The sequence below is a fragment of the Leclercia sp. LSNIH3 genome (assembly GCF_002935105.1).
Classification (GTDB): Bacteria; Pseudomonadota; Gammaproteobacteria; order Enterobacterales; family Enterobacteriaceae; genus Enterobacter; species Enterobacter adecarboxylatus.
The window spans coordinates 145,678-157,771 of sequence record NZ_CP026390.1 but is presented as its reverse complement, the minus strand read 5'-3'; the positions used below and the strand labels follow the sequence as shown (position 1 = coordinate 157,771).

The 12,094-nt window shown below is 46.5% G+C and carries 10 protein-coding genes and 1 pseudogene; 5 read left to right on the top strand and 6 right to left on the bottom strand.

Annotation, left to right across the window (positions count from 1 at the left end; genetic code table 11):
- The first annotated feature begins 28 nt into the window (after nucleotides 1–28).
- The 3 genes from C3F35_RS24470 (at nucleotide 29) to C3F35_RS24460 (ending at nucleotide 3,276) form a co-directional block, all read left to right on the top strand.
- The gene (locus C3F35_RS24470) at nucleotides 29–469 is read left to right on the top strand and encodes a DUF411 domain-containing protein (RefSeq protein WP_002436620.1); all 441 of its coding nucleotides are present in this window, start codon (nucleotides 29–31) and stop codon (nucleotides 467–469) included.
- 97 nt (nucleotides 470–566) lie between these two features.
- Nucleotides 567–3,038, top strand: a complete 2,472-nt coding sequence (silP, locus tag C3F35_RS24465; RefSeq protein WP_141092988.1) for an Ag(+)-translocating P-type ATPase SilP — start codon at nucleotides 567–569, stop codon at nucleotides 3,036–3,038.
- A gap of 40 nt (nucleotides 3,039–3,078) precedes the next feature.
- The gene (locus C3F35_RS24460; protein ID WP_000843494.1) at nucleotides 3,079–3,276 is read left to right on the top strand and encodes a DUF2933 domain-containing protein; all 198 of its coding nucleotides are present in this window, start codon (nucleotides 3,079–3,081) and stop codon (nucleotides 3,274–3,276) included.
- 33 nt (nucleotides 3,277–3,309) lie between these two features.
- Here the strand turns inward: C3F35_RS24460 and C3F35_RS24455 are convergent, their stop codons facing one another.
- Complete coding sequence (locus C3F35_RS24455) at nucleotides 3,310–4,041, bottom strand: peptidoglycan DD-metalloendopeptidase family protein (RefSeq protein ID WP_103793514.1); 732 nt, start codon at nucleotides 4,039–4,041, stop codon at nucleotides 3,310–3,312.
- Nucleotides 4,042–4,090: 49 nt separating this feature from the next.
- Between C3F35_RS24455 and C3F35_RS24450 the strand changes: the two are divergent.
- Nucleotides 4,091–4,799, top strand: a pseudogene (locus tag C3F35_RS24450) (IS1 family transposase).
- A 36-nt stretch (nucleotides 4,800–4,835) separates the two neighbouring features.
- Here the strand turns inward: C3F35_RS24450 and C3F35_RS24445 are convergent.
- From C3F35_RS24445 to C3F35_RS24430, 4 genes are all read right to left on the bottom strand, one after another.
- Nucleotides 4,836–5,642, bottom strand: coding sequence for an endonuclease/exonuclease/phosphatase family protein (locus C3F35_RS24445; protein ID WP_073971254.1), 807 nt, complete (start codon nucleotides 5,640–5,642; stop codon nucleotides 4,836–4,838).
- A gap of 86 nt (nucleotides 5,643–5,728) precedes the next feature.
- Nucleotides 5,729–7,357 (bottom strand): PTS transporter subunit IIBC, encoded by a 1,629-nt coding sequence (locus C3F35_RS24440; RefSeq protein WP_062779820.1) that lies wholly within the window; start codon nucleotides 7,355–7,357, stop codon nucleotides 5,729–5,731.
- Between the two features lie 59 nt (nucleotides 7,358–7,416).
- Nucleotides 7,417–9,150 (bottom strand): glycoside hydrolase family 13 protein, encoded by a 1,734-nt coding sequence (locus C3F35_RS24435; protein ID WP_062779822.1) that lies wholly within the window; start codon nucleotides 9,148–9,150, stop codon nucleotides 7,417–7,419.
- Nucleotides 9,151–9,218: 68 nt separating this feature from the next.
- A complete protein-coding gene (locus C3F35_RS24430; protein WP_045332106.1) occupies nucleotides 9,219–10,184 on the bottom strand; it encodes a LacI family DNA-binding transcriptional regulator in 966 nt (321 codons plus the stop codon).
- 248 nt (nucleotides 10,185–10,432) lie between these two features.
- On the opposite strand from C3F35_RS24430, the gene C3F35_RS24425 reads away from it, so the two are divergent.
- Nucleotides 10,433–11,130 (top strand): IS1 family transposase gene (locus C3F35_RS24425; RefSeq protein ID WP_223289738.1). Its coding sequence is split into 2 segments (ribosomal slippage): nucleotides 10,433–10,682 and nucleotides 10,682–11,130, totalling 699 coding nucleotides; the frame shifts between segments, so codons are not numbered across the junction.
- Between the two features lie 324 nt (nucleotides 11,131–11,454).
- Here the strand turns inward: C3F35_RS24425 and C3F35_RS24420 are convergent.
- Nucleotides 11,455–11,904 carry a copper resistance protein gene (locus C3F35_RS24420; protein WP_001023257.1) on the bottom strand — a complete coding sequence of 150 codons (450 nt, stop codon included), beginning with the start codon at nucleotides 11,902–11,904 and terminating at the stop codon, nucleotides 11,455–11,457.
- Between the last annotated feature and the right edge of the window lie 190 nt (nucleotides 11,905–12,094).

Below are 12,094 nucleotides of genomic sequence, written 5' to 3'. Positions count from 1 at the left end.
TTTATATCGATAATATACAGAGGTGAGTATGAAAAAAGTGGTTCTAATGGCCCTGGCTCTCGGCCTGTCACTGCCTGCAATGGCGAGTGAAAAAGTCATTGATATGTACAAATCTGAAAACTGTGGCTGTTGTTCCCTGTGGGGCAAAGCGATGGAAAAAGACGGGTTCGAAGTGCGAACTCACGTCATGAATGATCAGGCGCTGTCAGCCCTGAAAGAAAAGCATGCTGTTCCTGCTGGACTACGAAGTTGTCATACCGCGGTTGTAGGTAATTTGATCATTGAAGGCCATGTGCCTGCGGCAACGATACATAAGGCCATGCAGTCTGGTTCGGGTATATACGGTCTCGCCACCCCCGGTATGCCAGCAGGAAGTCCGGGAATGGAGATGGGGGCCCGAAAAGAGGCTTACGATGTTATCGCATTCTCACCGGAGGGCAGTAAAAAAGTCTTCCAGCGAATCGAATAGTCAGCGGAACGGCTGATAACGGGACGCCGGCAGCAGGCACTCTTATGCCGGCGGCATTCGTGGTAATCGCATCCATGACATATCCTGAAGACAGAAAATGCTTCAGATATGCATAAGGAGAGTTACTGTGAAAAATGACAATGCAGTGGAACATAACAACCAGACTGCTTCTGAGCAGACATCATCCCCGGACGAGAGTCACGCATTGCATAAGGTGAGAGATCCCGTGTGCGGGATGGTCATCCTGCCTGACAAGGCGCACAGCAGCATTCGATACCAGGACCATCAGCTTTATTTCTGCTCCGCCAGCTGTGAGAGCAAATTTAAAGCCCATCCCGATCATTATTTTACCGAAGATGCCAGTGAACATCACCATCACCACGACCACCATGAAGTCAGCCCTGATAAGATAAAACAGTCTCACCGCCAGGCGGAGAAAGAGATTTCTGAAGGTGTGTGGACATGTCCGATGCATCCGGAGATACGCCGTAGTGGTCCCGGAAGCTGTCCTGTCTGTGGAATGGCACTGGAGCCGCTCGTAGCTACGGCATCCACGGGGACGAGTGATGAACTTCGCGACATGACAAGACGCTTCTGGCTGGGGTTGTTGCTGGCGTTTCCGGTTCTGGTACTCGAAATGGGATCTCATCTGTTTCCCGACTTGAGGAATACAGTACCGCCACAGTACAACACATGGCTGCAGCTGCTTCTGGCCTCCCCTGTCGTGTTGTGGTGTGGCTGGCCATTCTTCGCCCGGGCCGTAATGTCGTTACGTAACCGCTCCCTGAATATGTTTACCCTTGTTGCAATGGGGACCGGCGTAGCCTGGGTTTACAGCGTCATTGCAACCGTCTTCCCCTCCTGGTTTCCTGCATCGTTCAGAAACATGGATGGCCTGGTGGCCGTTTATTTTGAAGCCGCAGCAGTTATTACGGTGCTTGTTCTGCTGGGACAGGTTCTTGAGCTGCGGGCACGGGAACAAACCTCAGGCGCCATTACTGCGCTTCTGAACCTTGCCCCCAAAACCGCCAGACGGCTGGATCATGACGGTCATGAAACGGATATTAATGCGGAAGATGTCCTGCCTGGCGATAAGCTCCGCATCAGACCTGGAGAGAGTATTCCGGTCGACGGTATCGTGATCGAAGGCAAAACAACCGTTGATGAATCGATGGTGACCGGGGAGTCTATGCCGGTTACCAAAACGAAGGGTGACCCTGTCATTGGGGGGACGATTAATCAGACAGGTAGTCTTATCATCCGTGCAGAGAAAGTCGGTGATGAAACGATGCTCTCACGAATTGTTCAAATGGTCGCTGATGCACAGCGTTCGCGTGCCCCCATCCAGAGAATGGCTGACAGCGTTTCAGGCTGGTTTGTTCCTCTGGTGATACTTATCGCGGTTGTTGCTTTCGTGATCTGGTCTGTCTGGGGGCCCGAGCCCAGGATGGCGCACGGTCTGATTGCGGCTGTGTCGGTCCTGATTATTGCCTGCCCCTGCGCACTGGGGCTGGCCACACCGATGTCGATAATGGTGGGGGTAGGCAAAGGAGCCCAGGCCGGGGTGTTAATCAGGAATGCCGAAGCCCTTGAACGTCTTGAAAAAGTGGACACGCTGGTTGTCGACAAAACAGGCACGCTCACGGAAGGTTCGCCTACGGTGACAGGGATTATCAGTCTCAATCCGGGTGGGGAAACATCTCTTTTACGTGTAGCGGCCGCAGTGGAAAAAGGCTCGCAGCATCCGCTGGGTATGGCTGTAGTCCGGGCAGCCCAGCACAGGGGGATCATGATACCCGCAGTCAGTGATTTCAATGCTCCGTCGGGGAAAGGTGTTTCAGGCGATGTTGAAGGTCAACGGGTTGTTATTGGTAATGAACTGGCTATGCAGGAAAACAGTATCGTTATTGATAATCAAAAGGCCGTTGCGGATACGTTGCGGATGGAAGGCGCTACCGTTATCTATGTGGCCACAGATGGGTACCTTGCAGGCCTGATAGCTATCTCGGATCCCGTGAAAGCAACCACGCCGGATGCGCTTAAAGCTTTGCGTCAGGCGGGGATCCGCATTGTTATGCTCACCGGGGATAACCAGCTTACTGCTGAAGCAGTCGCACGGAAACTGGGAATAGATGAGGTTGAAGCCGGGGTTCTGCCTGACGGCAAAAAAGCAGTGATAACCCGACTGAAAGCGTCTGGTCATGTGGTTGCGATGGCGGGGGACGGTGTAAATGATGCCCCGGCGCTGGCAGCGGCTGACGTGGGCATAGCTATGGGAACGGGTACAGATGTGGCAATTGAAAGTGCCGGAGTCACCCTTCTCAAAGGCGACTTGATGATACTGAACAGGGCCCGTCATCTGTCAGAGATCACCATGAAAAATATCCGACAGAATCTGTTTTTTGCATTTATCTACAACGCACTTGGCGTGCCTGTGGCTGCAGGTCTGCTTTATCCTGTGTATGGAATACTGCTGTCGCCAGTTATTGCGGCGGCGGCCATGGCTCTTTCCTCCGTCAGCGTCATTGTGAATGCGTTGCGTCTGAAAAGTGTCAGGCTCGGGAAATAACACTGAGTGAAGGGTCAGTTACGAACAGAAGGAGTCCAGTATGAAAAGTACCACCTATGCGCTTATTGCTGTCGCCGCGATCGCGGCATTTGCCCTCCTGCGCGAACACTGGTCACATGTGGCAGGTTACTGGCCATATCTGTTATTGCTGGTCTGCCCGCTAATGCATCTTTTCCACGGCCACGGAGGGCATGGAGATCATCAACATCACGGAAGTGAAAACGATAAAAAAAATTAATCCGGCAGACGGGGCCGCGTCGCGGTCCCGTTATCAGTCCAGGTATCGTTCGTAGTCTCTGACATGCGCAAAGGCATGCTGTTCGAGTTTGTTATCAGCGGGTGCCGCTGCCCGGAACGCCAGAGAGTTAACAGGGTTGTTATTGATGACCAGCTCGTAATGCAGATGAGGACCGGATGAACGTCCGCTGTTACCGGATAACGCAATAGCGTCTCCCCGGGTAACCCTGGCCCCTTTAGTAACGAGTATTTTATTGAGGTGGAGATAGCGAGTTTTAACACCGGCTTTTCCCGTTACTTCAACAAAATATCCCATGGTACTGTTGTATTCGGCCCGGGTGATTTTTCCGTCGATGACGCTGACTATTTTCGTGTTCATGGGCATGGAATAATCAATGCCATTATGGGGACTCACTTTTCCCGATACCGGGTTAAGTCTTGCAGGATTGAAAGGCGAACTGAGTCTTGCTGTGGCCGGTAACGGATAATCGAGACTGCCTTTCCCGGAAGTATCGGAAAGGTTATAGAACTTTTTATCTGATATACGATACGCCGTGTAATTAAATGAACCGGACGTAAATTTATAGGCCACGACACGTGATTTTCCCGCTTTCTTTTGCAGTACGAGTTTTAATGATTCATTTTTTTTCAAATGCCGCAGATTAAACCGGGAAGGCAAGGAGCGCTGAAGAGTAGCGATCTCGTTCGATTCCAGCCCCGAGCGGGTGGCTGAAAGGTAGGCATTTTCTTTTACGACATCGGTAATGCTGCCAACTTACTGATTTAGTGTATGATGGTGATTTTAAGGTGCTTGCGTGGCTTCCATTTCCATCAGATGTCCTTCCTGCTCCGCTACTGAAGGCGTGGTGCGTAACGGCAAAAGCACTGCCGGACATCAGCGCTATCTCTGCTCTCATTGCCGTAAAACATGGCAACTACAGTTCACTTACACCGCCTCTCAGCCCGGTACGCACCAGAAAATCATTGATATGGCCATGAATGGCGTCGGATGTCGCGCCAGTGCACGCATTATGGGCGTTGGCCTCAACACGGTTTTACGTCACTTAAAAAACTCAGGCCGCAGTCGGTAACCTGGCGCATACAACCGGGCAGTGATGTGATTGTCTGCGCTGAAATGGACGAACAGTGGGGCTACGTCGGTGCTAAATCACGTCAGCGCTGGTTATTTTACGCATATGACAGGATACGGAGGACGGTTGTGGCGCACGTCTTCGGTGAACGCACTCTGGCCACACTGGAGCGTCTTCTGAGCCTGCTGTCGGCCTTTGAGGTCGTGGTATGGATGACGGATGGCTGGCCGCTGTATGAATCACGCCTGAAGGGAAAGCTGCGTCTCCGTAGCACGTTATCAGCAAGCGTTACACTCAGCGCATTGAGCGACATAACCTGAATCTGAGACAACATCTGGCAAGGCTGGGACGGAAGTCACTGTCGTTCTCAAAATCGGTGGAGCTGCATGACAAGGTCATCGGGCATTATCTGAACATAAAACACTATCAGTAAGTTGGAGTCATTACCGGTTTAGTCTATGAATAAACATTAAATAATGTCTACTTCCACCAGAACCCCAAAGTGATCCGATACAACCGGATAAAAATCGTTATTAAAAATCACCTGATGCTGCTTTACCACCATCGGTTGATTACTAAGAACCAAATCAATGCGTAGCGCTTGGCTATTTTGTTCCCAACCGTCAATATTTTTAATTACAGTAGTTCCGGAGTCTTTTATTTCTGCTATTTCATAACAATCTATCAAACCGCACTGTAATACATAATCATAACCTTCATTGCGTATATGGCTTGGGTTGTTGAAATCGCCTAATAGAAAGCTCAACTCTGTTGATAATGTTGCCTTTATTCTGTTGAACTGGTCCTCAAATGAGCTCTCTGAGTCACTCCACCAGCCGCAATGACAATTATAAAGATTGAAATCACCTCGTTGAGAAGTGACCTTAATACGCACTGCTCGCCTATGTTTCCAAAAGTTCACATCATAGTTATCACTTAGGTCAATGACCTCATGCTCGACAATCGGCAGTCGCGTCAAGAATGCCAGTCCCTCTTGATATACGTCATAACTTTGATGAACGAAATCCCATGTAAGTTGGTAGTGATAGCCGTATTCCATGAGTTTTTTCTGTAATAAATATCCATAGTTATCAGCGAGCACGGTGTGATTAGTTAATATATTGGCATCAACAGCCGAGCTATTTTGATGTTGATTCACTTCCTGTAATGCAACGACATCGCACCCTTGCTCGATAATGGCTTGCGCTACCACATCCAACTTTTCTAGTTGTTTCTCTTCTTGCCAACTATGGGTATTTAGCGTCATTAACTTCATTTATTATTCACTTATTCATTGTAGCGAGTTAAACGCAGCTCAAGGCTGCGTTTCTCGAGGTTATTTTATCTAGGGTAGAGAATGAATTACGCAGGTTGTGCTGAAAACTTCTCAACTAATCTAGATTTAATGACATCCACTCCTGGACCATAAATAACTTGTACTCCCTGTTCTTTAATTACAGCACCAAGTGCTCCTGTCGGCTTCCATAATGCATATTCAGCAACCAACTGCGGGTCATTAACTGTAATGCGCAAGCGAGTCATACAAGCATCAATCTCAACAATATTGGCACGGCCACCTAAATTCTGAATAATAATGTCCATCTTCTCATCTTCTGACATGGATTCTGAACTTTCATCGAGGTAGTTACCCATACGGCCCGGTGTTGGCAATTTAAATTTGACAATGAGCACACGGAATAATCCATAGTTAACACCAAAGAAAACAATAGAAACCAATGCGAAGCGAACCAAATCACCACCGATTCCCGCTGAAACCATCATAGGTATACGAGTGAGTAACTCAATCAAACCAAAGGCATGTATACGTAGGTCCATCACATCGACCAACGCAAATGCAATCCCTGTTAATACCGCATGCGCAACATACAAAACAGGAGCAATAAACATAAACATGAATTCAATAGGCTCTGTCACACCGGTTAATAACACAGCAAGACACGCAGATAAAAACATTGGCTTGTATTGTGCGCGCTTATCACTATCAACACAGTGATACATCGCAAGTCCAATACCAATCAATGAAGACGCTGCGATAATAACTTGGCCCGCTTTAAAACGTGCTGGATGCACCGTATCTAATAGATGTTGGTAAGTTGTCGGATCGCTTAATTTAAGATTATTTAAATCGCTAACCCAAGCAAGCCATAGTGGATCTTGACCATAAACACTTGCCCCCGCATTCACCCCTGTTAAAAGCTCATAAGTACCACCCAACTCGGTGTAATTCATTGGAATAGTTAAAGTGTGGTGTAAACCAAATGGCAGTAATAAGCGCTCTAACGTACCATACAAGAAAGGAGCAGTGATCGGCGCAGTGTCTTTAGAGGTTGCAATCCATTGACCAAAATCATTAAGCGCACCTTGAATTAAAGGCCATACGATTGATAAAGCAAACGCAATAATCATCGAATAGAAAATAACAACAAAAGGTACAAAACGCTTACCGTTGAAAAATGCTAATGCCTGAGGTAAGCGAGCGAAGTCATGATAACGGTTAAATAAGTTGGCACCTAAATAGCCAGACATAATACCGATAAACACACCCATATTTAGAGCAGGAGCACCCAAAATATTAGTGAAGAATTGAGAGACAGGTAGCTCAGAACCAAATAGGCTCATCACAACCGCCTCGGGATCACTGAGCATAGCGTTATCCACGCCTAATATAACCCCAGTGATACGGTTAATTAAGATGAAGGCGATCAGCGCGGCAAATGCTCCTCCTGCACGTTCTTTAGCCCATGATCCACCAATAGCGACAGCAAATAATAGGTGAAGATTAACTATGATCCCCCAGCCTATGTTTTCCATAATAGCGCCTAGTGTTTCAATGGCACCAATACCACCAGCATACATTGCGACAACTTTACCGAGTGATATCATGATACCAGCGGCTGGCATCACCGCGATAACAACGATAAGGGATTTCCCAAATCGTTGCCAAAAATCAAAAGATAGTAACTGACTCATAAATGATTCCTTGGTTTAAATGCAGGGTAGCCTTATCAAGGCCCTGCGATAAATATAATTTAGTGCTTTCTTGCAAATATATACGCAGCATAAGGTGGGGCAATTTGCGTCGCTATAAAATCTGAGCGAACGTGTTCATTGTTGACATTCTGATTATCAAGCATTAACTCGCCTAATTGCATGCGGTCGATATCAACGATGCTCTCTTGTGGACTTAAATTGGTAATAATGGTCCATGTCATATCTTGTGCAACACGTTGATAAGCATAGATATTAGGGTCGTTAGGTAGCAGCAATTGATAGCGGCCAACCACTAAACTTACATTTGACTTACGCAGAGCAATCAGCTGCTTATAGAAACTCAAAATCGAATTTGGATCTTTCTGTTGTTGCTCAACATTGATATCTGCGTACTGTTGATTGACGGAGAACCAAGGTTGCACCTCAGAAAAACCGGCAAAATCCTGCGCATTCCATTGCATTGGCAAGCGACTGTGGTCGCGAGATACTTGATTTAACAAGGCTAAGATGTCTGCATCGCTTTGACCTTGTTGAGATAGCTTTTGAATTAAATTTCTAGCAGACACATCATTAAATTCATCAAGAGAAGTAAACTGATGATTTACCATACCAATCTCTTGGCCCTGATAAATAAACGGAGTTCCTTTCATCAAGAAATAACAACTCGCTAACGCGGTAGCACTGGCATACCTAGAGGTAGGGTCGGCAAAAGTATCAATGCTACGAGCTTGATCGTGGTTTTCTAAATAAAGCGCATTCCAGCCTTTACCTTCTAATGCATCTTGCCAACGCGATAAAATGCGTTTGAACTCCACTAGATCTAAAGGCACGTTGCTTTGTTCTTCCGACCATAGCTTCATGTGTTCAAACTGAAAAATCATGTTGAAAACACCGCCTTGATCGTGCTCGGTCGCTTCGGCAACCCAAAGTAATGCATTGTCGGCAGTCACCCCATTAGCCTCACCAACTGTCACTATGTTAAAGGGATCAAACGCCTGCTCTTTTAACTCATGCAGATGTTTTTCAATCCCTGCCACATTCATATGATAATCAAACGAAGAGACATACTTTTCACCCTTTGGATTGGGTAAAGAAGGTAAACCTGGTTGTTTCTGAATATGGCTAATTGCATCCACACGGAAGCCATCAATACCACGCTCCAACCACCAATAAATCATTTTAAATAGTGCTTGTTTAACTTCAGGATTTTCCCAATTCAGATCAGGTTGTTTTTTTGAAAATAGGTGCAAGTAGTACTGTGCAGTTTTTTTATCATATTCCCATGCGCTGCCATGAAAAATACTTTCCCAGTTGTTTGGGTCGCAAGTCGGTTTTTCAGCGGTAGGCTCACAACCATCACGCCAAATATACCAATCGCGCTTAGGGCTATTTTTGTTATCTCGAGATTCAATGAACCATGGGTGCTCGTCGCTAGTGTGGTTGATCACTAAATCCATAATAATGCGAATGCCACGTTTATGAGCAGCACTGATTAGTTCATCCACATCCTCAAGGGTTCCAAAGTCAGGATGAATCGCTTGATAGTCACTAATATCGTACCCGTTATCATCATTAGGTGATGCATAGAATGGGCAAATCCATATTAAATCAATGCCCAAATCAGCAAGATAATCGAGCTTAGCAATGATGCCATTGATGTCACCAATACCGTCCTGGTTTGTATCATAAAAACTACGGGGATAAATTTGGTAGGCGGTTGCTTTCTTCCACCACGCGAGTGGTTTTGAGTGCATATTAGGAGCGAGTGTCATCGGTTATACTATATGTGTTATCGTTAACATATATAGTTAAGTAGAACCGATTTGGACTCAACACAATTTCAGAGGAATTGTGAGCTTTCTCTCATCTTTATGTCGAATGTGCCTTCAACAGAACTGAAATCGCGCTTGAGCAATTTTTTGACAGCTTGGTAGCCCACTTGATAGTAGTTAAAAGCGACAGTCGTCAGGCTCGGGACTAACAAATCGCTGTAGTCATAGTCACCCATGCCTACAATCCATACGTTATGACCGATCTTGAGTTGCTGTTCTTTGGCGCGACGATATAAACGAATGGCAATATTATCGGTGGCACAAAAGTAGACATGATTAGGCTGTAATTGAACGGCCTGATAGCCAGCTTTGTCCTCCGAGTTGGCTAGGGCTTGTAGTGATAAATTCAACTCAGGGACGGTGTCGGTAATAGTGGCTTGCATCAACTTAGTGCGGCTAGAAAGCATACGCTCATCATAAATATAATGTACGGCAGCCAGCGGTGCCTGCTGCTGTTTTAACTGAGTGATGGTGTGGGAGACGAGGGCTTTAATCGCTGCATGATCGGGGTAATATAAACAGCAATGGTGGGGGGTATTTTTGCCAATAAATACCACATTGTCTAAGGTTCGATAAAAAGTCTCTTCGACACTGTGCTTTGACGCAATAATAATCGTGCCCAATGCATTTAAGCCGTTAAACTCTCTCACAGCTTGGCATTCTGACTCATGGTTAAACCCTGTGGCATGAAACAGCATTCGTACTTGTGATTCATTGGCAGCAGCCAGCGCCCCTTTAATCACTAAACTGGTCGTATATGACTCAATACGAGGCGCGATGAAACCAATAATATTGGATTGGCTACGAATGGAGCGAGCAAATATATTAGGCGTGTAATGACTCTCTTTGACGATGGCATCAATTTTAAGGCGGTTCTCTTCCGAGACATAACCGCCATTAAAGTAACGCGACACAGTCATTGTTGAAATTCCAAGCTGCCTTGAAATCTCAGCCATGGTCATTTTTTTACTCATTACCTATTTCCTTCAATAATGCACTATTGCCATATCTCCAAGTGACTTCAAGATACAGAATTCAGAGTTGAGTCACTTGGGCATAGTATCCAATATATTGGCTAACAACACAGTAAATAAAACTGGGTGGACGTATGAGTGTTTAATTTTCACTCACAAGATTTAGACCTGAACTCAAGACCAAGGAGCGAGCGGTAATGCTGCCAACTTACTGATTTAGTGTATGATGGTGATTTTGAGGTGCTCCAGTGGCTTCCATTTCCATCAGATGTCCTTCCTGCTCCGCTACTGAAGGCGTGGTGCGTAACGGCAAAAGCACTGCCGGACATCAGCGCTATCTCTGCTCTCATTGCCGTAAAACATGGCAACTACAGTTCACTTACACCGCCTCTCAGCCCGGTACGCACCAGAAAATCATTGATATGGCCATGAATGGCGTCGGATGTCGCGCCAGTGCACGCATTATGGGCGTTGGCCTCAACACGGTTTTACGTCACTTAAAAAACTCAGGCCGCAGTCGGTAACCTGGCGCATACAACCGGGCAGTGATGTGATTGTCTGCGCTGAAATGGACGAACAGTGGGGCTACGTCGGTGCTAAATCACGTCAGCGCTGGCTGTTTTACGCGTATGACAGGATACGGAGGACGGTTGTGGCGCACGTCTTCGGTGAACGCACTCTGGCCACACTGGAGCGTCTTCTGAGCCTGCTGTCGGCCTTTGAGGTCGTGGTATGGATGACGGATGGCTGGCCGCTGTATGAATCACGCCTGAAGGGAAAGCTGCACGTTATCAGCAAGCGTTACACTCAGCGCATTGAGCGACATAACCTGAATCTGAGACAACATCTGGCAAGGCTGGGACGGAAGTCACTGTCGTTCTCAAAATCGGTGGAGCTGCATGACAAGGTCATCGGGCATTATCTGAACATAAAACACTATCAGTAAGTTGGAGTCATTACCTACGACATCGGTAGAATACATTTACTGGAATTCGCCGTTAGCATGAACACTGCGGCGTATGCTAGGGGTTTTCAGGAGGCGTGTCATCTGTCAGTTAATCGGGAGCACCGTTGATGGTCGTCATTTTTGTAACATATCTTGTTTCCCGTTTGCTCCTGAAGCTCTGGGAACTGTATGACCAGCCCGACGGTGATGATTAACGGGACTGAAACAGGGTACGGCAGAGCAATATGGGGCTCATGTCCTGCTACGTAACCCGTCAGTAAAGCCCTGCTGCGCACCTGACGCTAAGCACTAACCCGCCTGCAGTTACCTGGTCGAATACAGCCCGCGAAGCTTTCTTGCCTGCGTCTGATGTGCTTCCGCACCGGCATTATTGACCTGCTCATGCACGAGAGCGGCTTTTTCTCCGGCATTCAGTTCGTTAAAAGAAGAAGACGAGGTCTTTGAATTTGCATCACTGCCGGACAGCATTTTTTTATGTTCCTCAATCATTTTCTGATGCGCATAGGACGCGCTGTTGTTCATAAATGAATGAGCAACAATGGCCCTTTCATGTTCATTCATTTCAGAGAATGAGGGCGTGTTGTTTTTATTAACCCTGTCCGGTAAGTTTTCATGCGTCGAGGAGTTCACATGACTGACGGCTGAGGCATTATTAACAAATCGATGTGCTTCATGGGCAATATCACTGGACTGAGCAAAAGCTGCCCCACAAAATAAAGCTGTAAACGCAGTGGTCGTGATTAATATATTCATGTGTAATTACCTTCTGAGGTACATAAAAGATGTCCTTATGATCATATATAAAAATAATCAACCTGTGGGGAAGATGACGTAAATGTAATACAGCTATGTACATTACACGATTGTAATGAATTTGTTTCTTAAGGTGTGCTAGATTCATTTCATTGTAAGTGGATGAACCAGTAATTTAATTTAAATCGGT

What these genes read in the sequence shown, in the direction of transcription:
- C3F35_RS24430 (WP_045332106.1), bottom strand. Translation starts at nt 10,184, where the DNA reads ATGAGTAAAAAAATGACCATGGCTGAGATTTCAAGGCAGCTTGGAATT.
- C3F35_RS24460 (WP_000843494.1), top strand. Translation starts at nt 3,079, where the DNA reads ATGAAAAGTACCACCTATGCGCTTATTGCTGTCGCCGCGATCGCGGCA.
- C3F35_RS24435 (WP_062779822.1), bottom strand. Translation starts at nt 9,150, where the DNA reads ATGACACTCGCTCCTAATATGCACTCAAAACCACTCGCGTGGTGGAAG.
- C3F35_RS24420 (WP_001023257.1), bottom strand. Translation starts at nt 11,904, where the DNA reads ATGAATATATTAATCACGACCACTGCGTTTACAGCTTTATTTTGTGGG.
- C3F35_RS24440 (WP_062779820.1), bottom strand. Translation starts at nt 7,357, where the DNA reads ATGAGTCAGTTACTATCTTTTGATTTTTGGCAACGATTTGGGAAATCC.
- C3F35_RS24470 (WP_002436620.1), top strand. Translation starts at nt 29, where the DNA reads ATGAAAAAAGTGGTTCTAATGGCCCTGGCTCTCGGCCTGTCACTGCCT.
- C3F35_RS24445 (WP_073971254.1), bottom strand. Translation starts at nt 5,642, where the DNA reads ATGAAGTTAATGACGCTAAATACCCATAGTTGGCAAGAAGAGAAACAA.
- silP (WP_141092988.1), top strand. Translation starts at nt 567, where the DNA reads ATGCTTCAGATATGCATAAGGAGAGTTACTGTGAAAAATGACAATGCA.